26 protein-coding genes are annotated in these 26,203 nt (G+C 72.5%); 21 read left to right on the forward strand and 5 right to left on the reverse strand.

Translation table 11 applies throughout. From position 1 onward, the window contains the following. The first annotated feature begins 8 nt into the window (after positions 1 to 8). Together NIE79_RS17400 and NIE79_RS17405 are read left to right on the forward strand one after the other, a co-directional pair. Positions 9 to 548 (forward strand): TlpA family protein disulfide reductase, encoded by a 540-nt coding sequence (locus NIE79_RS17400; protein WP_238679564.1) that lies wholly within the window; start codon positions 9 to 11, stop codon positions 546 to 548. Continuing rightward, the gene (locus NIE79_RS17405) at positions 545 to 2,389 is read left to right on the forward strand and encodes an ABC transporter ATP-binding protein (RefSeq protein ID WP_238679565.1); all 1,845 of its coding nucleotides are present in this window, start codon (positions 545 to 547) and stop codon (positions 2,387 to 2,389) included. Before NIE79_RS17400 ends, NIE79_RS17405 begins: the two co-directional genes overlap by 4 nt. Here the strand turns inward: NIE79_RS17405 and NIE79_RS17410 are convergent. Next, entirely contained in the window at positions 2,359 to 4,191 is a 1,833-nt protein-coding gene (locus tag NIE79_RS17410; RefSeq protein WP_238679566.1) for an AfsR/SARP family transcriptional regulator, read from the reverse strand. The two genes, NIE79_RS17405 and NIE79_RS17410, sit on opposite strands and share 31 nt — an antisense overlap. Positions 4,192 to 4,392: 201 nt before the next feature. Between NIE79_RS17410 and argC the strand changes: the two genes are divergently transcribed. From argC to argH, 8 genes are read left to right on the forward strand one after another with little or no spacing between them, the layout of a single operon-like run. Next, positions 4,393 to 5,394, forward strand: coding sequence for an N-acetyl-gamma-glutamyl-phosphate reductase (gene argC / locus NIE79_RS17415; protein ID WP_238679567.1), 1,002 nt, complete (start codon positions 4,393 to 4,395; stop codon positions 5,392 to 5,394). Between the two features lie 55 nt (positions 5,395 to 5,449). Then, complete coding sequence (gene argJ / locus NIE79_RS17420) at positions 5,450 to 6,622, forward strand: bifunctional glutamate N-acetyltransferase/amino-acid acetyltransferase ArgJ (RefSeq protein ID WP_238679568.1); 1,173 nt, start codon at positions 5,450 to 5,452, stop codon at positions 6,620 to 6,622. After that, positions 6,619 to 7,524 carry an acetylglutamate kinase gene (argB, locus tag NIE79_RS17425; RefSeq protein WP_238679569.1) on the forward strand — a complete coding sequence of 302 codons (906 nt, stop codon included), beginning with the start codon at positions 6,619 to 6,621 and terminating at the stop codon, positions 7,522 to 7,524. Before argJ ends, argB begins: the two co-directional genes overlap by 4 nt. Next, entirely contained in the window at positions 7,521 to 8,750 is a 1,230-nt protein-coding gene (locus tag NIE79_RS17430; protein WP_238679570.1) for an acetylornithine transaminase, read from the forward strand. Before argB ends, NIE79_RS17430 begins: the two co-directional genes overlap by 4 nt. Beyond that, a complete protein-coding gene (gene argF / locus NIE79_RS17435) occupies positions 8,747 to 9,730 on the forward strand; it encodes an ornithine carbamoyltransferase (protein ID WP_238679571.1) in 984 nt (327 codons plus the stop codon). The genes NIE79_RS17430 and argF overlap by 4 nt, the downstream gene beginning before the upstream one ends. Next, entirely contained in the window at positions 9,727 to 10,242 is a 516-nt protein-coding gene (locus NIE79_RS17440) for an arginine repressor (protein ID WP_238679572.1), read from the forward strand. Before argF ends, NIE79_RS17440 begins: the two co-directional genes overlap by 4 nt. Beyond that, positions 10,239 to 11,444, forward strand: coding sequence for an argininosuccinate synthase (locus tag NIE79_RS17445; RefSeq protein WP_238679573.1), 1,206 nt, complete (start codon positions 10,239 to 10,241; stop codon positions 11,442 to 11,444). The genes NIE79_RS17440 and NIE79_RS17445 overlap by 4 nt, the downstream gene beginning before the upstream one ends. A 14-nt stretch (positions 11,445 to 11,458) precedes the next feature. Continuing rightward, the gene (gene argH / locus NIE79_RS17450) at positions 11,459 to 12,922 is read left to right on the forward strand and encodes an argininosuccinate lyase (RefSeq protein ID WP_238679586.1); all 1,464 of its coding nucleotides are present in this window, start codon (positions 11,459 to 11,461) and stop codon (positions 12,920 to 12,922) included. Between the two features lie 43 nt (positions 12,923 to 12,965). Here the strand turns inward: argH and NIE79_RS17455 are convergent, their stop codons facing one another. Continuing rightward, a complete protein-coding gene (locus NIE79_RS17455) occupies positions 12,966 to 13,319 on the reverse strand; it encodes an MmcQ/YjbR family DNA-binding protein (RefSeq protein ID WP_124818781.1) in 354 nt (117 codons plus the stop codon). 92 nt (positions 13,320 to 13,411) lie between these two features. Beyond that, positions 13,412 to 13,837 carry a DNA-binding protein gene (locus NIE79_RS17460; RefSeq protein ID WP_238679574.1) on the reverse strand — a complete coding sequence of 142 codons (426 nt, stop codon included), beginning with the start codon at positions 13,835 to 13,837 and terminating at the stop codon, positions 13,412 to 13,414. Between the two features lie 101 nt (positions 13,838 to 13,938). Between NIE79_RS17460 and NIE79_RS17465 the strand changes: the two genes are divergently transcribed. From NIE79_RS17465 to NIE79_RS17485, 5 genes are all read left to right on the forward strand, one after another. Next, positions 13,939 to 14,580, forward strand: coding sequence for a DNA-3-methyladenine glycosylase (locus NIE79_RS17465; protein ID WP_238679575.1), 642 nt, complete (start codon positions 13,939 to 13,941; stop codon positions 14,578 to 14,580). Between the two features lie 86 nt (positions 14,581 to 14,666). Continuing rightward, positions 14,667 to 15,752, forward strand: coding sequence for a WD40/YVTN/BNR-like repeat-containing protein (locus NIE79_RS17470; RefSeq protein ID WP_238679576.1), 1,086 nt, complete (start codon positions 14,667 to 14,669; stop codon positions 15,750 to 15,752). A gap of 2 nt (positions 15,753 to 15,754) precedes the next feature. After that, positions 15,755 to 16,030, forward strand: coding sequence for a ubiquitin-like small modifier protein 1 (locus tag NIE79_RS17475; protein ID WP_112584619.1), 276 nt, complete (start codon positions 15,755 to 15,757; stop codon positions 16,028 to 16,030). A 161-nt stretch (positions 16,031 to 16,191) separates the two neighbouring features. Beyond that, positions 16,192 to 17,334: an LLM class flavin-dependent oxidoreductase gene (locus NIE79_RS17480; RefSeq protein WP_238679577.1), complete on the forward strand. Its 1,143-nt coding sequence runs from the start codon at positions 16,192 to 16,194 to the stop codon at positions 17,332 to 17,334. Continuing rightward, on the forward strand, positions 17,331 to 17,966 hold the full coding sequence (locus NIE79_RS17485) for an FMN reductase (protein WP_238679578.1): 636 nt from the start codon (positions 17,331 to 17,333) through the stop codon (positions 17,964 to 17,966). The genes NIE79_RS17480 and NIE79_RS17485 overlap by 4 nt, the downstream gene beginning before the upstream one ends. On the opposite strand, the gene NIE79_RS17490 is transcribed toward NIE79_RS17485, so the two are convergent. Beyond that, positions 17,959 to 18,831, reverse strand: a complete 873-nt coding sequence (locus NIE79_RS17490) for a universal stress protein (RefSeq protein WP_238679579.1) — start codon at positions 18,829 to 18,831, stop codon at positions 17,959 to 17,961. The two genes, NIE79_RS17485 and NIE79_RS17490, sit on opposite strands and share 8 nt — an antisense overlap. Positions 18,832 to 18,960: 129 nt before the next feature. Between NIE79_RS17490 and NIE79_RS17495 the strand changes: the two genes are divergently transcribed. From NIE79_RS17495 to NIE79_RS17515, 5 genes are all read left to right on the forward strand, one after another. Then, positions 18,961 to 19,464, forward strand: coding sequence for an ArsR/SmtB family transcription factor (locus tag NIE79_RS17495; protein WP_238679580.1), 504 nt, complete (start codon positions 18,961 to 18,963; stop codon positions 19,462 to 19,464). A 48-nt stretch (positions 19,465 to 19,512) separates the two neighbouring features. Then, positions 19,513 to 20,988: a serine hydrolase domain-containing protein gene (locus NIE79_RS17500; protein ID WP_238679581.1), complete on the forward strand. Its 1,476-nt coding sequence runs from the start codon at positions 19,513 to 19,515 to the stop codon at positions 20,986 to 20,988. A 46-nt stretch (positions 20,989 to 21,034) separates the two neighbouring features. Further along, on the forward strand, positions 21,035 to 21,535 hold the full coding sequence (locus NIE79_RS17505; protein WP_238679582.1) for a GNAT family N-acetyltransferase: 501 nt from the start codon (positions 21,035 to 21,037) through the stop codon (positions 21,533 to 21,535). 9 nt (positions 21,536 to 21,544) lie between these two features. After that, positions 21,545 to 22,186, forward strand: coding sequence for a YgjV family protein (locus NIE79_RS17510; RefSeq protein WP_238679583.1), 642 nt, complete (start codon positions 21,545 to 21,547; stop codon positions 22,184 to 22,186). Between the two features lie 227 nt (positions 22,187 to 22,413). Then, positions 22,414 to 23,751 (forward strand): hemolysin family protein, encoded by a 1,338-nt coding sequence (locus NIE79_RS17515; protein WP_238679584.1) that lies wholly within the window; start codon positions 22,414 to 22,416, stop codon positions 23,749 to 23,751. Positions 23,752 to 23,773: 22 nt separating this feature from the next. Here the strand turns inward: NIE79_RS17515 and NIE79_RS17520 are convergent, their stop codons facing one another. Continuing rightward, a complete protein-coding gene (locus NIE79_RS17520) occupies positions 23,774 to 24,163 on the reverse strand; it encodes a PaaI family thioesterase (RefSeq protein ID WP_091402036.1) in 390 nt (129 codons plus the stop codon). Positions 24,164 to 24,263: 100 nt separating this feature from the next. On the opposite strand from NIE79_RS17520, the gene tyrS reads away from it, so the two are divergent. Further along, positions 24,264 to 25,556, forward strand: coding sequence for a tyrosine--tRNA ligase (gene tyrS, locus NIE79_RS17525; protein WP_238679587.1), 1,293 nt, complete (start codon positions 24,264 to 24,266; stop codon positions 25,554 to 25,556). The last annotated feature ends 647 nt before the right edge of the window (positions 25,557 to 26,203 follow it).

Genomic DNA, 26,203 nt, shown 5'->3' on the forward strand with positions numbered 1-26,203 from the left:
GAGCCCTCATGGCGCTGTTGACCGTCGCCGTCGTTCTCGTCGCCGCTCTCGGCCTGCTCAACCTGGTTCTGCTGCTCGGTGTGATCCGTCGGCTGCGCGAGCACTCCGACCTGCTCAGCGACCAGCAGGGCCAACCACCGGCGGTGATGATGGAGGTGGGCTCGATCCCGGGCGACTTCATGTCGACCACTGTGGACGGACGGTTGCTCTCGAAGGCCGACCTGCCGCCGATGACGATGGTCGCGTTCCTCTCACCGAGCTGCGAGCACTGCGAGGAGCAGCTACCGGTGCTGATCGATCGGGCACGCACGATGCCCGGCGGTGCCGAGCACGTGTGGATCGTCGTGGTCGGCAAGGGCCCGGAGACGGCCACGTACGCCGAGCAGTTCCTCGGTCTGGCGACAGTGTTCGTCGAACCGGGCACCGGCGCGCTTCCGCTCGCGTTCGGGGTCAAGGGGTTCCCGGCGTTCGGCCTGCTCGACCAGCGCGGGATCGTGGCCTCCACGGCCTTCGGTATCGCCCGGTTGGACCTGCCGGTGGCGCGGTGAGCGGGCCCCGGCTGGCACCGCGACGGGCTGCCCGGCACGCCCGGGCGGCGCTGGGCCTGACCTGGCGGGCCGCCCCGGCGGGCACCGCGGCGGACCTGCTGCTCGCGGTGCTGGCCGGGCTGACCCCGGTGCTCGTGGCCGCGCTGACCAAGCTCGTGTTGGACCGGCTCACCGGTGGCGGCTCACCCGCCGTTCCGCTCGCCGCGCTCGCCGCCGGCCTGGCCGTCGCCGCCGCGCTCGGCACGGTCCTGCCGCACCTGCGCACCTACGTGGCCGCGGAGCGCTCGCGGGCGGTGTCCCGGCTGGTGCGCCGCCGGCTGTACGACGCGGTGCAGCGTCTCGTCGGGCTGGTGCGGCTGGAGGACCCGGAGTTCCAGGACCGGTTGCAGGCGGCCCAGCAGACCGGTCACCTCGGCCCCACCCAGCTGACCGGCAACGCGTTCGGCGCGGTGCAGAGCGCGCTGGCGATGGCGGGTTTCCTCGGTGTCCTGCTGATGCTCAACCCGCTGATCGGGGCGCTGGTGCTCCTCGCCGCCCTGCCCACCCTCTGGATGCAGCTGCGGCTCAACCGGGCCCGCGCGGCGATGGTGCTGCGGATGGAGCACTTCCAGCGGCGGGACCTGTTCTTCGCCCAGCTGCTGGTGGGGGTGCCGGCGGCCAAGGAGGTACGGCTGTTCGGGCTGGGCCGGTTCTTCGGCGACCGGATGCTCGACGAACTGCACGCCATGCACCGGGTGGAGCAGCGGCTGGACCGCCGGGAGGTCCGCGCCCAGGCGGTGCTCGGTCTGCTCGGCGCGACGGTGGCGGGCATCGGGGTGGTCTACACCGTCTCGGTCGCCCGGGCGGGCGGGCTCACTCCCGGCGACGTGGTGATCTTTCTGGCCGCGATCCCGGGGGTGCAGGGCGCGCTGGGCAGCCTGGTCGTCCAGATCGGCGCGATCCACCAGGCGCTGCTGCTCTTCGATCACTACGACCAGGTCGCGCACGTCGAGACGGACCTACCGGTGCCGGCAACGCCCCGGCCGGTGCCGCCGCTGGCCGAGGGCATCGAGCTCCGAGACGTGTGGTTCCGCTACTCGCCGGAGCATCCGTGGGTGCTGCGGGGCGTGGACCTGCACCTGCGGGCCGGCGCCACCACCGCCCTGGTGGGGCTCAACGGCGCTGGCAAGAGCACCCTGGTCAAGCTCCTCTGCCGGTTCTACGACCCGGAACGCGGCAGCATCCGGTGGGACGGGGTCGACCTGCGCGAGTTCGACCCGGCAGAGCTGCGCGAGCGGCTGGGCGCGGTGTTCCAGGACTTCATGCCGTACGACCTCAGCGCGGCGGAGAACATCGCGCTGGGTGACCTGACCGCGCGGGACGACCCGGAGCGGCTGCGGGTGGCCGCCCGGTACGCGGGCATCGACGACGCGTTGACCGCCCTGCCCCGCGGTTACGACACCCTGTTGACCCGGATCTTCTTCGACGGCCCGGATCGGGACGACCCGCAGGCCGGCGTGGTGCTGTCGGGCGGTCAGTGGCAGCGGGTGGCGCTGGCCCGGGGCTTCCTGCGGGCCGAACGGGACCTGCTGATCCTCGACGAGCCCAGCTCCGGCCTCGACGCGGAGGCCGAGCACGACCTGCACCGCCGGTTGGGCGAGTTGCGCCGGGGTCGGACCAGTCTGCTCATCTCGCACCGGCTCAACGCGGTGCGCGACGCCGACACGATAGTGGTGCTCGCCGACGGTCAGGTCGTCGAACGGGGTGACCACGGCGAGTTGCTCGCCGCCGCCGGCCGGTACGCCCGGCTGTTCGGCCTTCAGGCGCGCGGCTACCGGGAGGACGCGCCGGCGCCGGTGTGACCGGCCAGGTCGCCGCTGACCTCGGTGGCGGCGAGTTCGGCGGCGTAGAGCCGGACGAGTTCGCCGATGTGGAACCGGCCGGGCCCGGCCGGCTCGGCGAGCTGGGCGGCGACCAGCCGGTCCAGTGCTCGCGCCGCGTCCTCGGGAAGGGCCCCGCTCAGCGTGGCGGCCAGTTCGGCGGTGACCGGCCCCGGGTGGGCGCGGCCGAGCCGGAGGAAGACCGGCGCGGCCGAGCCGAGCCGCCGGTAGCTGGCGCTGAGTCGCGGCCCGAGCCCGGTCTCGGCGAGCCGGTACCGCTCGTCGCGCAGCAGCCGCGCCAACCGGCTCAGCGACCAGTGCGACCCCTCGGTCAACCGGGCGGAGGCGGTGCGCAACGCCAGTGGCAGCCGCTCGCAGAGGTTGACCACGGCCGAGGCCGCCTCCGGCTCGGCGTCCACCGGACGGTCCCCGGCGGTGGCTCGCAGCAGTGCCAGCGCGTCGGTGGTGGGCAGCGGATCGAGCCGCAGCTTGGGGGCGTCGCCGGTGGTGACCGGGTTGCGGCTGGTGACCAGCAGCGCGCACCCGCCGCGTACCGGCAGCAGGTCGTCGACCTGGGCCGCCTCGGCGGCGTTGTCGAGCACCAGCAGGACCCGCCGGTCGAACAGCAGGGAGCGGACGCGGGCGCGTGCCTCGGCGACGCTCGTCGGCTCCGGTTCGTCGGTGCCCGGGTGCAGGGCCCGCAGCACCCGGGTGGCGATCTGCAACGGCGGGGGTGCGGCGTCGGCGACCGACCCGCCGAGGTCGAGGTGGAGCTGGCCGTCGGGGAAGGCGTCCAGCGCCGCCGCCGCGACGCGCAGCGCCAGCGCCGACTTGCCGGTCCCGGCCATGCCGTAGATCGCCACGATGACCGGTTGTCGCCGGGCGTCGACGAGCGCCTGGCGCAGCCGAGCCAGCTCCGTTCTCCGGCCGACGAACGGCGCGGTGGGACAGGGCAGCTCGTGCGGCACCCTCGGCGCGACCGAGGAGTGCCGGGTCGGCGAAGCGCCGCGCCGTCGGGGCGGGATCGCCGTCCGGCGTTCGTGGCGGCGCACCGAGTGGTACAGCTCGGTCAGCTCGGGCCCCGGGGGCACGCCCAGCTCACCGTGCAGCGCCCGGCAGGCCGCCCGGTAAGTCTGCACCGCGCCGGCCTGGTCACCGGCACGGTCCAGGGCGGTCATCAGCATCGCCCACGCCGGCTCACGCAGCGGGTGCTCGGCGAGGTGCTGGCGCAGCAGGGTCTGCAACGCCGGCGTACCGGGGTCGCCGAGGTCCAGGCGGCACGCCGCGTACGTCTCCCGGGCGCTGACCCGCCTCTCGCGTAGCCGGTCGAAGGCGGCTGCCGTCGCCGGCCCGTACGCCGGTGGCGGGTCGGTCGGTGACCAGAGCGCCAGCGCGCGACTGAGCAGGGTGGCGGCCAGCTCGGGTTCCCCGCTGATGCGGGCAGCGTGGCCGTCGGTGGTGAGTCGTTCGAACTCGGCGGCGTCCAGCTCGCCCGGTTCGATGCGGAGCAGGTACCCGCCGTGCTCGGCGGGGAGTCGGGGCGGGTCGTCGGGGGAGTCGAGCAGGTGGCGGAGCTGGCTGGCGTGGCTGCGCAGGTTCGCCACGGCCGACGTCGGGGGCCGTCCGCCCCACAACTCCTCGCGCAGTCGTTCGACAGGGACCGCCAGACCGGCCTGCAACAGGAGGGTGACGAGCAGGGCGGTGGGTCGGCCGGCCGGCACCCGCACTGCCTGCCCGTCGCGACGCACCTGGACCGGACCGAGGATCTCGAACGACAGCCCCACAGCGTCCTCCGTCAGGTGCCCCCACGCGGACCGGACAGGCCGGACCACCACCGTCAGAAAGTCATGCTAGTCGATTTAACGTTGGCTCAGGCGATCATTTCCCGACCGGCACCGGGTACATTTCCATGCAGGGCACTGTATGAACTTGCAGTGTGTGATCGGCTTTGTTAATCTTCACTGCATAGTCATGCGGAGGTGAGTATGGGGATCCGAGTCGCGGTCGCCGGAGCGAGCGGGTACGCCGGGGGTGAGCTGCTGCGCCTGATCGCCGGGCACCCGGAGTTCGACCTGGTCGCCGCCACCGCGCACAGCCAGGCCGGGCATCGCGTCGATGTGGTGCACCCGCAGCTCACCGGGCTCGACCTGGTGCTCGGCGAGACCGATCCGACCATTCTGGCCGACGCGGACCTGGTCTTCCTGGCTCTGCCGCACGGCCAGTCGGCGGCCCTCGCGGCCCAGCTCCCGGCCGAGGTGCGGATCGTCGACCTGGGTGCCGACCACCGGCTCGCCGACCCGTACGCCTGGGCGCAGTACTACGGCGGCACGCACGCCGGGCAGTGGACCTACGGCCTGCCCGAGCTGCCCGGTCAGCGGGAGCTGATCGCCGGCTCCACCCGGGTCGCGAACACCGGCTGCTACGCCGCCGCGATCACCCTGGCCCTCGCGCCGCTGATCGCCGACGGCGCGGCCAACCCCGCCGACGTGGTGGTGGTCGCCGCCTCCGGCACCTCCGGCGCCGGCCGGGCGGCCAAGCCGCACCTGTTGGCCAGCGAGGTGATGGGCGACCTGTCCCCGTACCGGGTGGGCACCCACCAGCACGTCCCGGAGATCAAGCAGGCCACCGGCGCGACCGGCCTGTCGTTCACCCCGGTCCTGGCGCCGATGCCGCGCGGCATCCTGGCCACCGTCACCGCGGTGCCGGCGCGCGGCGTCGACCCGCAGGAGGTGCTGGCCCGGGCGTACGCGGACGCGCCGTTCGTGCACGTGCTGCCGGAGGGCCGCTGGCCGCACACCGCCGCCACACTGGGCTCCAACTCGTGTCACCTGCAGGCCACCGTCGACGTCGACTCGGGTCGTCTGATCGTGCTCAGCGCGTTGGACAACCTGGGCAAGGGCGCGGCCGGTCAGGCCGTGCAGAACGCCAACCTGATGCTTGGCCTGCCGGAGACGACGGGCCTGTCGATCTGGGGAGTCACCCCGTGAGCGCGAGGAGTGCAGCGCAGCGGAGCCCCGCAGTCGCGAACGAGAGGCAGACGCCGTGAGTGTCACCACCCCTCGGGGGTTCCGGGCGGCCGGTGTGGCCGCCGGCCTCAAGACCAGCGGTGGCGCGGACGTCGCCCTGGTGGTCAACGACGGCCCGGACGCCGGCGTGGCCGGCGTCTTCACCACCAACCGGGTCAAGGCCGCGCCGGTGCTCTGGAGCCAGCAGGTCGTGCAGGGCGGTGTGGTCCGCGCCGTGGTGCTCAACTCGGGCGGCGCCAACGCCTGCACCGGCCCGGCGGGTTTCCAGGACACGCACGCCACCGCCGAGCACACCGCCGCCGTGTTGACCTCGGTCAGCCCACGGTTGATCCTCGGTGCCGGCGAGGTCGCGGTCTGCTCGACCGGCCTGATCGGTGAGCGGCTGCCGATGCCGAAGCTGCTGCCGGGTGTCCGCTCGGCGATCCGTGGGCTGTCCCGCGACGGTGGCCCGGCCGCCGCCGAGGCGATCATGACCACGGACACCCGGCCGAAGACCACTGTGGCCCGGGGGAGCGGCTGGACGGTCGGTGGCATGGCCAAGGGCGCCGGGATGCTCGCGCCCGGGATGGCCACCATGCTCTGCGTGCTGACCACCGACGCGGTGGCCGGGCCGGCGACGCTGGACGAGGCGTTGCGGGCGGCCACCCGGGTCAGCTTCGACCGGGTCGACTCCGACGGCTGCATGTCCACGAACGACACGGTGCTGCTGCTGGCCAGCGGGGCGAGCGGCATCGAGCCGACGCCGGCCGAGCTGGCCGCCGCCGTCACCGCGGCCTGTCACGACCTGGCACAGCAGTTGGTGGCCGACGCCGAAGGTGCCACCAAGCAGGTCGCCATCGACGTGGTCGGCGCGGCGGACGAGGACGAGGCGGTCGAGGTGGGCCGTACGGTGGCCCGCAACAACCTGGTCAAGACGGCGCTGTTCGGCAACGACCCCAACTGGGGTCGGATCCTCGCCGCCGTCGGTACGACCGCCGCCGCGTTCGAGCCGGACGAGGTGGACGTGGCGGTCAACGGGGTGTGGGTGTGCCGGGGCGGCGCCGCCGCCGAGGACCGCTCGAAGGTCGATCTGACCGGGCGGGACGTGACCATCCGCATCGACCTGCACGCGGGTACGTCGGCCGCCACGATCTGGACCAACGATCTGTCCCACGCGTACGTGCACGAGAACTCGGCCTATTCGACATGAGTCTCAGCAGCGATCTGGCTCGCGCCCAGGTCAAGGCGGAGACCCTGATCGAGGCGCTGCCCTGGTTGGCCCGCTTCTCCGGCTCGACGGTGGTGGTCAAGTACGGCGGCAACGCGATGACCGATCCGGAGTTGCAGCGGGCGTTCGCGGCCGACATGGTCTTCCTGCGCTACGCCGGCCTGAAGCCGGTGGTGGTGCACGGCGGTGGTCCGCAGATCTCCGCCATGCTGGGTCGCCTCGGCATCGCCAGCGAGTTCCGGGGTGGTCTGCGGGTGACCACGGCCGAGGCGATGGACGTGGTCCGGATGGTGCTGGTCGGTCAGGTGGGCCGGGAGTTGGTGGGTCTGATCAACTCGCACGGTCCGTACGCCGTCGGCCTCTCCGGTGAGGACGCCCGGCTGTTCACGGCGGTGCGGCGTCCGGCGTACGTGGATGGGCTGCCGGTCGATGTGGGCCAGGTCGGCGACGTCGAGTCGGTCGACGTGTCCGCGGTGACCGACCTGATCGAGGCCGGTCGGATTCCGGTGATCTCCACTGTGGCGCCGGACGTGGACGGGGTGCTGCACAACCTCAACGCTGACACCGCCGCCGCGGCGCTGGCCATCGCGTTGCGGGCCCGCAAGCTGGTAGTGCTCACGGATGTGGCCGGCCTGTACGCGGACTGGCCGGACACCACCAGCCTGGTTTCCGAGATCGCCGCGGACGACCTGGCCAAGCTGCTGCCCAGCCTGGAGTCGGGGATGGTGCCGAAGATGGAGGCCTGCCTGCGGGCGGTGCGTGGGGGAGTGCCCGCCGCGCACGTCGTCGACGGTCGGGTGGCGCACTCCACGTTGCTTGAGGTGTTCACCTCGGAAGGGTTCGGAACGATGGTGGTGCCGGGAGACGGGACGGACGCGACATGAGCACGTTGGCGCAGCGGTGGAAGCAGTCCATGATGGACAACTACGGCACACCGCCGATGGCGTTGGTCTCCGGCGCCGGTGCCGTCGTGGTCGACGACGCCGGCCGGGAGTACCTCGACCTGGTGGGTGGCATCGCTGTCAACGCCCTCGGTCACGCCCACCCGGCGGTGGTGGCAGCGGTGTCGAAGCAGGTCGCCACCCTTGGGCACGTCTCCAACCTCTACGTGGCCGAGCCGCCGGTCGCCCTCGCCGAGCTGCTGTTGGCGCTCGCCGGCCGGCCGGGCCGGGTGTTCTTCGCCAACTCGGGCGCGGAGGCGAACGAGGCGGCGTTCAAGCTCTCCCGGCGCACCGGCCGCACCCACGTGGTGGCCAGCAGGGGCGGCTTCCACGGCCGCACCATGGGCGCCCTCGCGCTGACCGGCCAACCGGCCAAGGCCGACCCGTTCCGGCCGCTGCCCGGTGAGGTGACCCACGTCGACTACGGCGACGTCGCCGCTCTCGACGCGGCCGTATCGGACGCCACCGCCATGGTGATCCTGGAGCCCATCCAGGGTGAGAACGGCGTGCTGGTCCCGCCGGCCGGCTATCTCGCCGCGGCCCGGCGGATCACCGCCCGGCACGGCGCGCTGCTGGTCCTCGACGAGGTGCAGACCGGCATCGGGCGTACCGGGCACTGGTTCGCGCACCAGGCCGAGGGTGTGGAGCCGGACGTGGTGACCCTGGCCAAGGGGTTGGGTGGCGGGCTGCCCATCGGCGCGACGTTGGCCTTCGGCCCCGCCGCGGACCTGCTCACCCCCGGCTCGCACGGCACCACGTTCGGCGGCAACCCGGTCAGTTGCGCGGCGGCGCTCGCCGTGGTGGCGACCATCGCCAACGAGGGCCTGCTCGACAACGTCAAGCGGGTCGGTGAGCGGCTGCGTCGCGGCATCGAGGCGCTCGATCACCCGCTGATCGGCGGCGTACGCGGCGCCGGTCTGCTGCTCGGCGTGGCGCTCACCGCGCCGGTGTCGTCGGTGCTGGCCGAGGCCCTGCGGGAGGCCGGCTTCCTGGTCAACCCCGTGCAGCCGGGTGTGATCCGGCTGGCGCCGCCGCTGATCCTCACCGCCGCCCAGGCGGACGCCTTCCTCGCGGCGCTGCCCGCCGCACTGGACGCGACCGCCCCGGCGGCCGCAGGGGCGCAGATCGCACCAGCAACCTTGACGACCACGACGGGGACGACTCGATGACCCGGCACTTCCTGCGCGACGACGACCTCTCGCCGGCCGAACAGTCCACGGTCCTCGACCTGGCGGCGCGGATGAAGGCGGACCGGTTCGGCCACCGGCCGCTGGTCGGCCCCCGCTCGGTGGCGGTGCTCTTCGACAAGCAGAGCCTGCGGACCAGGATCTCCTTCGACGCCGGGATCGCCGAGCTGGGTGGGCACCCCCTGGTGGTGGACACGCAGGTCACCCACTTCGGTCGCGGTGAGTCGCTCGCCGACGCGGGGCGGGTGCTGTCCCGCTACGTCGCGGCGATCGTGCTGCGGACCCACGGTGACGAGCGGATCGCCGAGGTGGCAGCGGGTGCCACAGTGCCGGTGGTCAACGCGCTCACCGACGGTTTCCACCCGTGCCAGCTGCTGGCCGACCTGCTCACCATCAGGGAGCGGTGCGGCGGCACCGCCGGACGGACCCTGGCGTACGTGGGCGACGGTGCGAACAACATGGCGCAGTCGTACCTGCTGGCCGGGGCGACGGCCGGGATGCACGTGCGGATCGCCGGCCCGGCCGGGTTCGCGCCGGACGCGGCCGTTGTGGAACGGGCCACCCAGATCGCGGCGGAGACCGGCGGGTCGGTGCGGGTGCTGACCGACCCGGCCCAGGCGGTACGCGACGCCGACGTGCTGGCCACCGACACCTGGACGTCGATGGGGCAGGAGGCCGACGGGTTGGACCGGCTCACCCCGTTCCTGCCGTACCAGGTCAACAAGGAGCTGCTCGGTCAGGCCGCGCCGGACGCGATGGTGTTGCACTGCCTGCCCGCACACCGTGGCGAGGAGATCACCGACGAGGTGCTCGACGGCCCGCAGAGCGCGGTCTTCGACCAGGCGGAGAACCGGCTGCACGTGCAGAAGGCGTTGCTGACGTTCCTGCTGGGCACCGCGTCGGGGGGCACCGCGACGGGGGGCGCCGCGACCGGCGATGCCGCCACCGGGGGGCCGCGATGACCGCGCCGCTGACCCGCGCGGCCCGGCACGCCCGGATCGTGGAGCTGATCCGCGAGCGGACGATCCGGTCGCAGACCGAGCTGGCCGACCTGCTCGCCGCCGACGGCGTGGGCGTCACCCAGGCCACCCTCTCGCGGGACCTGGAGGAGTTGGGCGCGGTCAAGGTGCGCGGTGGCGACGGCCCGGCCGTCTACCTGATCCCCGAGGACGGGCAGCGACCGTTGCGCGACGCCGAGGCCGCGCCGGCCCGGCTGGTACGGCTGCTGCGCGAACTGCTCAACGGGGTCGACTCCAGCGGCAACATCGCCGTGCTGCGGACACCGCCGGGCGCAGCCCAGTACCTGGCCAGCGCGTTGGACCGGGCGGGCCTGCCCGAGATCGTCGGCACCATCGCCGGCGACGACACCATCCTCGTCGTGGCGCGTGAGGCCGTCGGCGGGGCCGCACTCGGAGACAAGCTCGCCGGCTGGGCCCGCCGGGACGACACAGTTGAAGGGAACACCACGTCATGACCGAGCGGGTCGTGCTCGCGTACTCCGGCGGGTTGGACACCTCCGTCGCCATTCCGTACCTGTCCGAGCAGACCGGCGCCGAGGTGATCGCGGTAGCTGTCGACGTCGGGCAGGGCGGCGAGGACCTCGACGCCATCCGGCAGCGTGCGCTGGACTGCGGCGCCGCCGAGTCCGAGGTGGTGGACGCGCGCGACGAGTTCGCCGCCGACTACTGCCTGCCGGCCATCCGGGCCAACGCGCTCTACATGGACCGCTACCCCCTGGTGTCGGCGCTGTCCAGGCCGCTGATCGTCAAGCACCTGGTGGCGGCGGCGCGCAAGCACGGCGGCAGCATCGTGTCGCACGGCTGCACCGGCAAGGGCAACGACCAGGTCCGGTTCGAGGTGGGCCTGAACGCGCTCGCCCCCGACCTGAAGATCATCGCGCCGGCCCGGGACTTCGCCTGGACCCGGGACAAGGCGATCGCCTTCGCCGAGGAGAAGGGGCTGCCGATCGACGTGTCGGCCAAGTCCCCCTACTCGATCGACCAGAACCTGTGGGGTCGCGCGGTGGAGACCGGCTTCCTGGAGGACATCTGGAACGCCCCCGTCGAGGACCTCTACTCGTACACCTCCGACCCGACCCAGGAGCGCGACCCCGACGAGGTCGTGATCACCTTCGACGGCGGTGTGCCGGTGGCGATCGACGGTGAGACGGTCACCCCGTACCAGGCGATCCTGGAGCTCAACCGGCGCGCCGGCGCCCAGGGCGTGGGCCGGCTCGACATGGTCGAGGACCGCCTGGTCGGCATCAAGAGCCGGGAGGTGTACGAGGCTCCCGGCGCGATCGCACTGATCACCGCCCACCAGGAGTTGGAGGCGGTGACCGTCGAGCGGGACCTGGCCCGGTTCAAGAAGGGCGTCGACCAGCGCTGGGGCGAACTCGTCTACGACGGGCTGTGGTTCTCGCCGCTGAAGGCGTCGCTGGACGCGTTCATCGACGACGCGCAACGGCACGTGAGCGGCGAGGTGCGGATGATCCTGCACGGCGGCCGGGCCACGGTGACCGGCCGGCGCTCCGAGGCGAGCCTCTACGACTTCGGGATGGCCACCTACGACACCGGCGACACCTTCGACCAGTCCCTGGCCAAGGGCTTCGTGCAGCTGTGGGGGCTGCCGAGTCGGATGGCCGCCGCTCGGGACGCCCGGCTGGGAGGCCACTGACCATGGGGACCACAATGGGCGGGGTGGACGACAAGAGCCTGACCGAGAACAGCGCCGCCACCAACCGGACGAGCCTCTGGGGTGGCCGGTTCGCGGGCGGCCCCGCCGAGGCGCTCGCCCGACTGTCGGTGAGCGTGCAGTTCGACTGGCGCCTGGCCCCGTACGACATCGCCGGTTCCCGGGCGCACGCCCGGGTCCTCGCCGGCGCCGGCCTGCTCGATCCGGAGGAGCTGGGCCGGATGCTGGCCGCGCTGGACGACCTGGAGGCCGCCTGCGCCTCCGGAACGTTCCGCCCCACCATCGACGACGAGGACGTGCACACCGCTCTGGAACGGGGTCTGCTGGAGCGTCTCGGCAGCCTCGGTGGCAAGCTGCGCGCCGGCCGGTCCCGCAACGACCAGGTCGCCACCGACCTGCGGCTCTACCTGCGCGACCACGCCCGGGGCGTGGCCAGCCGCCTGGTCGAGCTGGCGGAGGCGCTGGTCGAGCAGGCCGAGCGGCACATCGACACCGCCGCGCCGGGCATGACCCACCTCCAGCACGCCCAGCCGGTCACCTTCGGGCACTGGCTGCTCGCCCACGTGCAGCCGCTGCTGCGCGACCTGGAGCGGCTGCGCGACTGGGACCACCGGGCGGCGATCAGCCCGCTCGGCGCGGGCGCCCTGGCCGGTTCCGGGCTTCCACTGGACCCGGTGGCAGTGGCCAAGGAGCTGGGCTTCCGTACGTCGTTCGCCAACTCGATGGACGCCGTCGCCGACCGGGACTTCGTGGCCGAGTTCCTTTTCACCACCGCCCTGATCGGGGTGCACCTGTCCCGTCTCGGCGAGGAGGTGGTGCTCTGGACCTCGCACGAGTTCGGTTGGGTGGAGCTGGACGACTCCTTCGCCACCGGCTCGTCGATCATGCCGCAGAAGAAGAACGCGGACATCGCCGAGCTGGCCCGGGGCAAGTCGGGGCGTCTGGTCGGCGGCCTGATGACAGTGCTCACCATGCTCAAGGGCCTGCCGATGACCTACGACCGGGACATGCAGGAGGACAAGGAGCCGGCCTTCGACGCTGTCGACACCCTGGAGCTGCTGCTTCCCGCCCTGGCGGGAATGATCTCCACGATGACGGTCCGGGTGGACCGCCTCGTCGCCGCCGCCCCGGTCGGCTTCTCCCTCGCCACCGAGGTCGCCGACTGGCTGGTCCGACGCAACGTGCCGTTCCGCGACGCGCACGAGATCACCGGCCAGCTGGTGGCGCTCTGCGCGGCTCGGGAGTGCGAGCTGAACGACGTCTCCGACGAGGACCTGGCCACGATCAGCGGGCACCTCGACCCGTCGGTGCGGGACGTGCTCTCGGTCCGTTCGGCTCTCGCGGCCCGGACCACCCCCGGTTCCACCGGCCCCGGCCCGGTCGCCGACCAGCTCGCCGACGCGGCGGACCGTCTGGCCAGCTGGCGGGAGTGGGCCGCCGAGCCTGTCGTTCCGCGCTGAGCTGTGCCGTGGCGTCGGCGATGGCCGCCGGCGCCGCGGCGGTTCAGGCCGTCGGGCGCTCCCGCTTCGGGAGCTTGGCCACCACCATGTCGTACGACGAGTCGACCGCCTCGGTCAGCTCCTCGTCGTCGATCCCGCCGTCCAGGCGCAGCGTGTTCCACCCGGACCGGCCGATGTAGGCCATCACGCTGGCGTCGTCGGGGTGCCGGTGCAGCCACTCGTCGGCCACCTCCCGGGTCGGCCCGCACTTGATGCCGACCGTCGGCTTGCCGCTGTCGCTGCCGAGGAACGCGAAGATCCGGCCGCCCACCTTCACCACCTCGTCGCCCTCCCACGGTTGGTCCAGCCACGCTCCCGGCTTGGCCAGGCAGTACGCCAGCATCTCCGCGCGCTCCATGGGTGCCTCCTCGTCGTGCGCACAGTGTGCCCGCCCAACCGCCGTCGCAGGCGCGGCGTGCCGATCCGGGCGTCGGCTCGGGACGCGCCGGTTCAGGCGTTCTGCTCGGCGGAGCGGGCGGCGACCCGCTCGTAGCGCTGCCGGGCCGCCTGTGCGCTGCCCAGCCCCAGCCCGTACGCGATCGCCTGCCAGGTCAGCCCCCGGTCGCGGGCCAGGGTCAGCAGGCCGGCCTCCAGGGCGTCCAGCTCGGCGCGGACATGGGGGAGCAGGGTCAGCGCGGCGGTCAGGTCGGCGGCGTCGATCGGCTCCTCGGCGGGTTCGCGATCGGCACCGCCGGCGGCCAGCGCGGTGACCAGGGCGACCGCCTCCCACGGGTCGAGCACGTACGGGTGGGCCCAACGGCCCCGCTGGGTGTCGGTGCCGGCGTGCCTCTCGCTGATCCGCTGTAACGCCTCGTACGTCCGGTGGGCACGGGCTCGGCCCGGGTCCGGTGCGGTGAAGATGTCCTCGGTCGTCATACCCCGAGCACACCCCATCAACGAATGATTGTCAACAGATTGTTCAAGCCTCCGTCGTGCCGGGCGGGTGCCGGGGCGGCGGGATGGGTACCGTCGAGGGCATGGCCCCGTCGTCCGGTGACCCCACCATCGACGCCGACCTGGCGGCGCTGGCGGACCTGCTCGCCGGCCCACTGCTGCCGGCGGCGCGCGGGCTGCTGGGCTGCCGGTTGCACGTCGGTGGGGTCACCGCCCGGATCACCGAGGTCGAGGCGTACGCGGGAAGCGGCGGCGATCCCGCCTCGCACGCCCATCGGGGCCGCACCCCGCGCAACGCCGTGATGTTCGGCCCCGCCGGGTACGCCTACGTCTACTTCACCTACGGGATGCACTGGTGCATGAACGTGGTCACCGGGGTCGAGGGGGAGGCCTCCGCCGTGCTGCTGCGCGCCGGTGAGGTGGTCGACGGGCTGGCCACGGCACGGGAGCGCCGGCCGGCCATCCGGCGCGACGTGGACCTGGCCCGCGGGCCCGCCCGGCTCTGCTCCGCGCTCGGCATCGACCGCGAGGCGTACGGGGCGTACCTGCTCGGCGACGGCCCGGTCCGCCTGCGCCCCCCGGCCCGACCGGTCCCACCGGAGACGGTGGTGGCGGGTCCCCGGGTCGGCGTGACCGGCGCGCACGACCTGCCCTGGCGGTTCTGGCTCGACGGCGACCCCACTGTCAGCGCGTACCGCCGGCACGTGCCCCGCATCCGGCGCTGAGCGCCCCCCGGCGTGTGGGCGGCGGAGGTTGTCGGGGGGTGTGGCCATAATCACCCGATCTGCTCACCGACGGTTCGGAGGACGTCATGGCAACGCTGCTCGCGATCGGCACAGCCAAGGGATTGTTTCTCGCCACCAGCACCGACGACCGGCGCAGCTGGGAGATCACCGGTCCGCACTTTCCGATGACCGGTGTCTACGCGGTCGCTGTCGACACCCGTCGTTCCACACCGCGGCTGCTCGCCGGCATGACCAGCTCACACTTCGGCCCCAGCGTCGCCACCAGCGACGACCTCGGCGCCTCCTGGGACGAGCCCGACCAGGCGCCGGTCGCGTTTCCGGCCGACACCGGCGTCTCCCTCGGGCGGGTCTGGCAGTTGATGCCGGCCGGTCCCGACGAGCCGGACGTCGTCTGGGCCGGCACCGAGCCCTCGGCGCTGTTCAAGTCCACCGACGGTGGCCGCAGCTTCGAGCTGGTCCGTTCCCTCTGGGACCACCCGCACCGCCCGCAGTGGGAGGCCGGCTTCGGTGGTCAGGCCGTGCACACGGTGCTGCCGCACCCGCGTGACCCGGCTCGGATGCTGGTCGCCATGTCCACCGGTGGGGTCTACCGATCGGAGGACGCCGGGGCGAGTTGGGCGCCGGGCAACACCGGCATCCGCGCCTACTTCATGCCTGACGAGTGGCCGGAGTTCGGCCAGTGCGTGCACAAGGTCGCCCGGGACGCCGGCAACCCCGAGCGGCTCTACGCGCAGAACCACCACGGCGTCTACCGCTCCGATGACGACGGCCGCTCCTGGTCCTCCATCGCCGATGGGCTGCCCAGCGACTTCGGCTTCCCGATGGTGGCTCATCCGGGGCGCGGCGGCATGGTGTGGACCTTCCCGTTGGTGGCCGACGGCGAGCGGTTCCCGACCGACCACCGCTGCCGGGTGTTCCGCTCCGCCGACGCCGGCGGCAAGTGGGAGCCGCTGTCGGTAGGGCTGCCCGAGGGCCCGTTCTATCCGGCGGTTCTCCGGGACGCGATGTGCGCCGACGACGCCAGCCCCGGTGGGGTCTACTTCGGCACCCGCTCCGGCTCGGTCTTCGCCAGCCGCGACGAGGGCGACTCCTGGTCGTCGGTCGCGGCGCACCTGCCCGACGTGCTCTGCGTTCGCGTCGCGGAGGTCTGAGCGTGGTCACCGTGCTGCTGCCCGGCCCGCTGCGCGGCGAGGCCGGGGGCGCGAGTCGGCTGAACGTCACCGCCGCCGGGACGCTGCGGGCGGTCCTCGACGAGATGGCCGTCGCGCACCCCCGGCTGGCCCGGCGCATCCGCGACGAGCGTGGCGAGCTGCGCCGCTACGTCAACGTCTTCGTCGACGGGGAAGACTGCCGGCACTCCGGTGGCCTGGCCACCCCGGTCAAGGACGGCGCTGAGGTGCAGGTGCTGCCCTCGGTGGCGGGCGGCTGAGCGGGCCGACGGCGAGGGATTCCCGACCCGGCGTCCGGTTGCGGGGGGTGACCGGCGCCACTGGGAGGCGTCCCGCCGTCGGAATAGTTGCGTCGTCAAATAAGTTGTGAGCTGCGTCCGGGTACCACGACGGCACCCGGTTGACACGCGAGGAGCTGGTCATGCAGTTCGGAATCTTCACCGTCGGTGACGTCACGGTCGATCCGACCACCGGTCGGGAGCCGACGGAGCATGAGCGGATCAAGGCGATGGTCGCGATCGCGTTGAAGGCCGAGGAGGTCGGCCTGGACGTCTTCGCCACCGGCGAGCACCACAACCCGCCGTTCGTGCCGTCGTCACCGACCACAATGCTCGGCTACATCGCGGCGCGCACCGAGCGGCTGCTGCTGTCCACCGCCACCACGCTGATCACCACCAACGACCCGGTGAAGATCGCCGAGGACTACGCGATGCTCCAGCACCTCTCGGATGGCCGGGTGGACCTCATGATGGGCCGCGGCAACACCGGCCCCGTCTACCCGTGGTTCGGCAAGGACATCCGCGCCGGCATCCCCCTGGCCATCGAGAACTACGACCTGCTGCACCGGCTGTGGCGCGAGGACGTGGTCGACTGGAAGGGCAAGTACCGCACCCCGTTGCAGTCGTTCACCTCGACGCCGCGCCCGCTCGACGGCGTGCCCCCGTTCGTCTGGCACGGCTCGATCCGCAGCCCGGAGATCGCCGAGCAGGCCGCGTACTACGGCGACGGTTTCTTCGCCAACCACATCTTCTGGCCCAAGGAGCACACCCAGCGGATGATCGCGCTCTACCGCCAGCGGTTCGCGCACTACGGCCACGGCTCCGCCGACCAGGCGATCGTCGGCCTCGGTGGGCAGGTGTTCATGCGCCGCAACTCGCAGGACGCGGTCCGGGAGTTCCGCCCGTACTTCGACAACGCCCCGGTCTACGGGCACGGGCCGTCGCTGGAGGAGTTCACCCGGGAGACCCCGCTGACAGTGGGCAGCCCGCAGCAGGTCATCGACCGCACGCTCGGCTTCCGCGAGTACGTCGGTGACTACCAGCGGCAGCTGTTCCTGATGGACCACGCCGGGTTGCCGCTGAAGACCGTGCTGGGGCAGCTCGACCTGCTCGGCGAGGAGGTCGTGCCGGTGCTGCGCAAGGAGTTCGACGCGCTGCGCCCGGCGCACGTGCCGGCGGCGCCGACGCACGCCTCGCTGGTCGCCGCCGCGGGCGGCGCCAAGGACAGCACCGTGCACGCCGTCGACGACGTGACGGGCAAGACGCCGGAGGGGGCGACCCGATGACCCGCCGCACCCTGGCCGTCGTCTCGGCGGGGCTGAGCCAGCCCTCGTCGACCCGGCTGCTCGCCGACCAGCTCGCCGCGGCCACCCGCGACGAGTTGGTCCGGCGCGGCTCCGACGTGGAGCTGCACGTCGTCGACCTGCGCGAGTACGCCCATGACGTGGTGAACAACATGCTCACCGGGTTCGCGCCGGCAGCGCTGCGCGAGGTCGTCGACACGGTGACCGGGGCGGACGGGCTCATCGCCGTCACCCCGATCTTCAGCGCGTCGTACAACGGGCTGTTCAAGTCCTTCTTCGACGTGTTGGATTCCGAGTCGCTGGTCGACCGGCCGGTGCTGATCGGCGCTACCGGCGGCACCGCCCGGCACTCGTTGGCACTGGAGCACGCCGTCCGCCCGATGTTCGCCTACCTTCGGTCGGTGGTCGTCCCGACCGCTGTCTTCGCCGCCCCGGAGGACTGGTCCGACGGCACCGCCGACGGCGCGTTGCGCGCTCGGATCCGGCGCGCCGCCGGGGAGTTGACCGACCAGATCGAGCGCCGGCCACCGGCCACCGGGCCGGCCGACCCGTTCGCCCTCACCACCGACTTCCTGCAGATGCTCGGCCGAGGTGACGGCGCGCCGGTCAGCTGACCGGGTGGGCGACCAGCACCGGGCAGTGCGCGTGCTGGGTCGCCGCCTGACTGACCGACCCGAGCAACAGACCGGCGAACCCGGCCCGGCCCCGGGTGCCCACGACCAGCAGCGACGCCGTGCCGCTGGCCTCGATGAGCCCCTGGGCCGCGCCGGCCGCCCGGACCGGATGCTCGCGCACCACCAGGTCGGGGTGCTCGGCGCGCACCACGGCGGAGGCGTCGGCCAGGAGTCGCACCGCCTCGGCCTGGTACGCGGCCTGCGACTCCTCGATCTCCTCGGGCACCGTCCGGTCCCCGTCCGGAGGGCCGACGTGCACCAGCACCAGCGGCACGTCCCGCAGCGCCGCCTCGTCGGCGCCGAGGCCCACGGCGAGTCGGGACGACTCGGACCCGTCCACGCCCACCAGCACCGGGCCGTCCACCGGGATCGGCTGCTCGTCCGGGCGGACCACCAGCACCGGGCAGTGCGCGTGCGCGGCCACCTGCGCGCCGACCGAGCCGAGCAGCAGCCCGGTGAAGCCGCCCAGGCCACGGCTGCCCACCACGACCAGCTCGGCCTGGCGGGACTCCTCGATCATGGCGGCCCCCGGGCCGCCGAGGACCTGGCGCACCGCGACGGTGAGGCCGGGCCACCGACCGGTCAGCTCGGACGCCGTGCGCTCCAACATCTGCTGCGCCTCCTCGGAGGGCGCCGGCACCCCGAGGTCGTACGGGTTGAGCGGCACGCCGTAGCCGGACGCATGCAGGTAGCCGTGCACCAGGAGCAGCGGTCGGGACCGGAGCATTGCGGCCCGCGCCGCGTGTTCGGCGGCGACGAGGCTGGACGGCGATCCGTCCACTCCCACCACGACAGGTCGGTTCATCGGCGCTCCCCGGGGTCGGTCAGATCATTGTCGACCGCTCGGCCGCGCCACGAGGGCCGGACGCGCCGGTCCCGGTGGCACGTCGAATCGGCGCTTGCACGTAATTACGTATGTTCGTAGTATCGACGCATGGACACAGTGGAAGACCGGCTCGCCGCGTTGGAGGCACAGGTTGCCGCGTTGAGCGAACGGCTCGCCGCCGCACCGCCGCCGCCACCCGCGCCCGAGGGCACCTTCTGGGCGCTCGACGGCCTCAAGCAGCGCCTACCACCCGACGGGTCGGGCGCTGTGCTCTACACCGGCACCGTCCGCGTCGCCGGCCAGCACTACGACTGGCAGTACGGCCGCACCGTCGACGACCTGCTCGCCGTCGACTGGACGGACCTGGCCAGCACCCTCTCCGCGTTGGCCCACCCGGTGCGGCTGCGGCTGCTGCGGGAGATCATCGGCGGCCGGCAGAGCACCAGCGAGCTGGCCGAGATCGAGGAGTTGGGCACCACCGGCCAACTGCATCACCACCTGCGCCAGATCACCGCCGCCGGTTGGCTGCGCAGCGCCGGTCGAGGTCGGTACGCGGTTCCCGCCGAACGCGTGGTGCCGCTGCTGGCCATCCTCACCGCCGCCGGCCGCTGACCACACCGAGTCGGCCGCCCATCCGACGACCCCACCCGAGGAGCCACCATGCGCCGGACCACCGTCACCGCCCTTGTCGTCGCGCTGATCGCCGGCCTGGTCGGGGTGGCGTTGATGCCTCGGGTGCCCCGACTCGGCGCGCAGACCACCGGCGATCGCGACCTGGCCGCCGCCGCACGCTCGGCCACGCCCGACCCGTCGGGGCGCCGCGGGCTCGCCATCGCCCTGGTCGAGAACGGCCGGATCCGCACCGCCGGCCTCGGGGACCGGGACCTCGCCGGTCAGCCCGTCGAGCCCGGCACCCCGTTCGAGATCGGCTCGGTCACCAAGGCGCTCACCGGCATGCTCCTGGCCGACCAGGTCGCCGCCGGTGTCGTCGGCCCCGACGACCGGCTCGGCAGCGCCTGGCCCGAGGTCACCGGCCCCGCCCGCGACATCACGCTCGCCGAACTCGCCAGCCACCGCGCCGGCCTGCCCCGGCTCGCCCCCGGCTCCCCGCTGGGGTGGGCACGCATCCTCTGGTCCAACGTCTCCGGCGGAAACCCCTACGCCGGGCAGGGCGTCGACACCATCCGCAGCGCCGCCGACCGGGTCAGCACCGACGACGACGAGCGTGGCGAGGTCCACTACTCCAACCTCGGGCCGTCAGTGCTCGGCCACGCGCTCGCCGCGAAGGCCGGCGTCGCGTACCCCGAGTTGCTGCACGCCCGGCTGCTCGGGCCACTCGGCATGACGGCCACCGTCGTCGCCACCCGCGACGACGACCTGCCGGCCGGTCGCGCCCAGGGCAGCCGGGCCGGCGGCCGGCCGCTCGAAGCGTGGGCGGGTGCCGGTTACGCACCGGCCGGCGCCGGCCCCTGGTCCACGGCGGAGGACCTCGGCCGGCTGCTCGCCGCGACCCTCGCCGGCACCGCGCCCGGCGCCGACGCCGCCACCGCCCGCTTCCGCGAGGACGACGACACCCGCATCGGGTACGGCTGGTTCACGACCCGGCACGGCGACCGCGAGGTGGTCTGGCACAACGGCGCTACCGGCGGGTTCCGGTCCTACGTCGGCTTCGAGCGGGCCACCGGCCGCGCCGTGGTGGTGCTCGGCAACACCGACAAGGGCGTCGAGCCGATCGGGCTGCGGCTGCTCGGGATGCCACAGAGGGAGGCCGACTCGGCGGCGGCGATGGTGCTGCCATGGATCGGCGCCGGTCTCGCGGTGGCCTTCACCTTCCTCGGCGGCATCTCCCTGCTCGGCACCGCCCGCCGTCGCCAACTGGACCAGGTGACGGTGCTGGCGGCGGCGGTCTGGGCGTTCGCCTATCTGGGGTTGGGGCACCGGTTGGGGGACTGGTCGGTGGTGCCGGCCTGGCTGTGGCCGCTCGGGGCCGGCCTGTCGGCGGCGGGGGTGGCCCTGGCGGCGACCCGGTGGCGCGCCCTGCCGGTGGTCGACGCGCAGGTGCCGTGGCGTCGACTGCTGTCGGTGGCGAGTTCCCTGGGCGCCGCCGTGCTGGCGGTCGTCGCCGTCGCCGGCTGACTCCGCCTTGCCGCTGCGTGCCACAGCCGTTGCGTACCCTCGGCCGATGACCTCCGATCTGCTGCTGCGCCCGGTCCGCGAGGACGACCTCGTCGAGTTCTTCCTGCACCAGCAGGACCCGGAGGCCAACCGGATGGCCGCATTCGGCCCGAAGGACCCGTCCGATCGTCGGGAGTTCGCCGCACACTGGGCCCGGGTGCTCACCAACCCGGCGAACCTGGTCCGCACCGTCGAGGTCGACGGCGAGGTGGTCGGCTACGTGAGCGCCTTCCCGGTCGAGGGGCAGACCGAGGTCAGCTACTGGATCGACAGCGCGCGCTGGGGTCGGGGTCACGCCACGGCGGCCCTGGCCGCCCTGCTGCGCGAGCTGCCCCGCCCGGTGCACGCCCGCGCCGCCAAGGACAACGTCGCCTCCCTCGCGGTGCTCCGCAAGTGCGGGTTCGCTGTGGTCGGTGAAGACTCGGGGCACGCAAACGGCCGCGGCGAAGACGTCGAGGAGTGGCTGCTCGAGCTGCCCGCCGACGGCCCTGACCTGGGCAGGCACTAGTCTCGCGGCGTGAACTGGTTGGATCTCGTCGGCTGGGCCGGCTCCGCGGTGCTGGTCTGGTCGCTGCTGCAGTCGCGCATCCTGCGGTTGCGGGCGCTCAACCTCATCGGCTGCTTCGTGCTGATCGGCTACAACGCCGCCATCGAGGTCTGGCCCGGCGTCGGGCTCAACGTCGTGCTCGCGGTGATCAACATCTGGTACCTGCGCGGGATGCTCGCCACCCGGCACGACGAGAAGACCTACCAGGTGGTGGAGGTCGGCGTCGGCGACCAGTTCCTCGCGCACACCCTGCGGGTGCACGCCGCCGACATCGTCCGGTTCAACCCCGGCTTCCACTGGGACCCGGACGCGTCGGGGCGCTCGGCGTTCCTTGTGGTCACGGCCGACGAGGTGGTCGGCGTGGTCCTGTCGCACGCCGAGGCGCCCGGCGTCGCCCAGATCGACCTGGACTACGTGACCCCGAAGTTCCGTGACTTCACCCCGGGCGAGTTCGTCTACCGGCGCAGCCACCTGTTCACCGAACGGGGCTTCCACCGGGTGGTCAGCCCACCCCGGATGGTCGCCCCCTACTACCACCGGCTCGGCTTCCGCCCGGAAGGCGACTCGTACGTCCTCGACCTGCCGGCGTCACCGACTCCCCAGTCGGCCTAGCTCACCGTCGCCCGAGTCGGCGTTGCGTCACGGACGCCCGGCCGGCGTTGCGTCACCGTCGTCCGATCCGGCGTAGCCTCACCTCGCCCGAATCGGCGTAGCGTCGCCGGGGCAGGATTCGGCCGGCGCCGGACGGGGCAAAGACAGGCCTACGCCGGGCGGGCTCGCCGACCGGCGGGTGCCGCGCGTAGCGGCCGGTGCCACCACCACGAGGGAGCGAACCGGGCGTGCAGAGCTACGGGAGCCAACTGGCCCTGGTCGGAGTCCTGGTCGTGATCAACGCGCTCTTCGCGGGCAGCGAGATGGCGTTGGTGTCGCTGCGAGACAGCCAGATCCAGCGGCTGGAGCGCACCAGCCGGGCCGGGCGGGTGCTGGCCCGGCTCGCGAAGGACCCGAACCGCTTCCTGGCCACCATCCAGATCGGCATCACCCTCGCCGGTTTCCTGGCCTCCGCCGCTGCGGCGGTCTCGCTGGCCAAACCCCTGGTGCCGCTGCTCGGGGTGTTCGGCGGCGCCGCCGAGACGATGGCGATCGTGGTGGTCACCCTCGCGCTGACGTTCGTCACCCTGGTCTTCGGTGAGCTGGCGCCCAAGCGGATCGCCATGCAGTCCGCCGAGCGGTGGGCGCTGCTGGTGGCCCGTCCCCTCGACCTGCTCGCCAGCCTCACCCGGCCAGCCGTCTGGGCGCTCGGCGCCACCAGCGACGTGGTGGTCCGTCTGGCCGGGCTCAACCCCAAACACGAGCCGGAGGAGATCGGCCCGGACGAGCTGCGCGACATCGTCGCCGGCAACCACGGCTTCACCAAGGAACAGCGCACCATCATCGCCGGCGCCGTGGAGATCGCCGACCGGCGGCTGAGGGCTGTCCTCGTACCCCGGTTGCAGGTCTTCACGCTCGACAGCGGAACCACAGCGGAGGCCGCGCGACTCGTGCTGGCCGCCACCGGGCACTCCCGGGCTCCGGTCGTGCGCCACGGCGGCCTGGACGACACGGCCGGGGTGATCCACCTGCGTGACCTGGTCGGCGTGCCCGACGACCGCCCGGTCGACGAGATCGCCCGACCGCCCATGCTGCTGCCCGACTCGCTACCGGTGGTGGAAGCGCTGCGCCAGTTCAAGGCCGAACGTCAGCACATCGCGCTCGTCGTGGACGAGCGCGGCGCCGTCGACGGCATCGTGACGCTGGAGGACATCCTGGAGGAGATCGTCGGCGAGATCTACGACGAAACCGACAGGGATGTGCGCTCGGTACGCCGCGACCCCGACGGCGCGCTGCTGCTGCCCGGCACCTTCCCGGTGCACGACCTCCCGGACATCGGCGTGGAGCTGCCGTCGCGACCGGATGGCGACTACACCACAGTCGCCGGGCTGGTGCTGGCCCGGCTCGGGCACATCCCCACCGTCGCCGGCGAGGACGTCACGCTGGACGGTTGGGTGCTGGTGGTGGCCGGCATCGACCACCGGGCGATCACCGAGGTACGAGTCAGCCGCGTACCCGACGAAGCCGACGGCGACGCCGACACCGACCAGGCCGCGGAACCGGTGCTGGACGAGGCCCGGAGTTGACCCGTCCGACGAATGCCGTCGCTCAGGCGGGCGAGAGGTTCTGCAACCGGACCTGACCACGGGCCACCAGCCGCTCGTCGGCGTCGGTGATCTCCACCTGCCAGAGCTGCTGGCTGCGGCCCCGGTGCACCGGCGTGCCGACCGCCCTCAGCTCGCCGTCCCGGACGGCCCGCAGGAAGTCGGTCTGGTTCGACACCCCGACCACAGTGCCCCGGTCGGCCAGCCACAGGGAGCCACCCACGCTGGCCGCGGTCTCCACGACGGAGCAGTACACCCCGCCGTGCTGGATGCCGAACGGCTGGTGCAGCTCCGGGCGGACCTGCCAGCTGATGACCACCCGGTCGGCGCTGGCCTCCTCGAACTTGAGGCCGAGTAGGGCGACGAAACCGCCCGTCAGATCCGGAATCTCCATGGCAAAGCCCTCCTCGATCAACGGGGCGCAAGCCTAGCCGGGGCGGGTTGCGCCAAACCCGGTACGGGTCGGTGCCGGCGATGGGGGAGAATCGGTGACCGTGACCGACAGCAGCCCTCCGCCGCCCGGGCGGGACTCCCTGACCGACGACCTGCTCTGGCGTGGCCTCATCCAGGACTCGACAGGCCTCGACGAGCTGCGCGAGCTGCTCGACGGCGGGAAGTCCACCACGTACTACGTGGGCTTCGACCCCACCGCCCCGAGCCTGCACGTCGGCAACCTCATGCAGGTCACCACGGCCCGCCGGCTGCAACTCGCCGGTCACCGCCCGCTGCTGCTGGTCGGTGGGGCGACCGGGCAGATCGGTGACCCGAAGGAGAGCGCCGAGCGGACCCTCAACCCGCCCGACGTGATCGCCGGCTGGGTCGAGCGCATCCGTGACCAGCTGGCGCCGTTCGTGTCGTACTCCGGCGAGAACGCGGCCCAGTTGGTCAACAACCTGGAGTGGACCGGCGAGATGTCGGTGGTCGAGTTCCTCCGCGACGTGGGCAAGCACTTCCCGGTGAACAAGATGCTCGCGCGGGAGGTGGTGCGGGCCCGGCTGGAGACCGGCATCAGCTTCACCGAGTTCAGCTACCAGCTGCTTCAGGGCAACGACTTCTTCGAGCTGCACCGCCGGCACGGCTGTCAGCTCCAGTTCGGTGGCTCCGACCAGTGGGGCAACATCACCGCCGGCGTCGACTACGTCCGCCGACGCGGCGCGGGGCCGGTGCAGGCGTTCACCACGCCGCTCGTCACCAAGTCCGACGGCACGAAGTTCGGCAAGACCGAGGGCGGCACCGTCTGGCTCGACCCCACGATGACCAGCCCGTACGCCTTCTACCAGTTCTGGCTCAACGTCGAGGACCAGGAGGTGGACCGCTACCTGCGGTACTTCAGTTTCCGGACCCGCGATGAGCTGGAAGAGCTGGCCAAGGCGACCGCCGAACGGCCGGCGGCCCGCCTGGCGCAGCGGGCGCTCGCCGAGGAGCTGACCACCCTGGTGCACGGCGCCGACGAGACCCGACAGACGATCGCCGCCAGCCAGGCGCTCTTCGGCAGGGGATCGTTGGACGAGCTGGCGCCGGAGACCCTGCGCGCCGCCCTGACCGAGGCGGGTCTCGTGCGCCTCTCCGGCGAATTGCCGGATGTGGCGGGTCTGCTGCGCGACTCCGGGTTGGTGAGCGGCCTCAAGGAGGCCCGGCGGGTGATCGCCGAGGGTGGCGCCTACGTCAACAACAACCGGGTGACCGCTGTGGACGCCGGGGTGTCGCCGGCCGACCTGCTGCACGGGCGATACCTGGTGCTGCGCCGGGGGAAACGGTCGTTCGCGGGCGTTGAGCTGGGCGAATAGCCGCTTGTCGACGATGTGACGGGGGACGCGTCCGGCGGATTTGACGATCATCCCGCCGGACGCGTAACTTTCTCTCTGCCAGCGCGGAACGGACGAAACAGGCGAAAGCCGAAAACGGCCGGAGCGCAGGTCAACGGCCTGGGGGCCGGGTGGGCATGCCTACCGGAGCCCCGACCGGGAGGTGCCACCAGAAACGCCGCGAGGCGGATTTGGCGCGGCGAAACCGACCGGGTATGGTTACGAACCGGTAGGGCACCGGGCGGGTCGCGGGAAACCGCGACGGCCGGCCTACCGAATCCATGACGAGAGCGGCGCAAGCCGGTTACGACATGGTGCCCGCATTATCGGGTGAAGCACGACGAACCGCGAAATACCGGTTTGACACGGCGGAAACGAGCGGGTAACGTAGTAAAAGTGCCTGGCGCTGAAAGCGCGGGGTGCGGAGCGGGAAATAGCCCCGGGTTGGGGTTCCACTGTGGTGGGGCTTCTGGTCGGTGTGTGGTTGTTCTTTGAGAACTCAACAGGGTGCTTGTAAAGCCAGTGCCAATTATGATTTATACCCCGGACTGGTCAGTTTTTGCTGGCTGGTTGGGATTCCTTTGGCAACATTTGTTTGTTGTCAGGATGCTGTTCAACTAATTTTTTGT

The organism is Micromonospora trifolii (genome assembly GCF_022229005.1).
Classification (GTDB): domain Bacteria; phylum Actinomycetota; class Actinomycetes; order Mycobacteriales; family Micromonosporaceae; genus Micromonospora; species Micromonospora trifolii.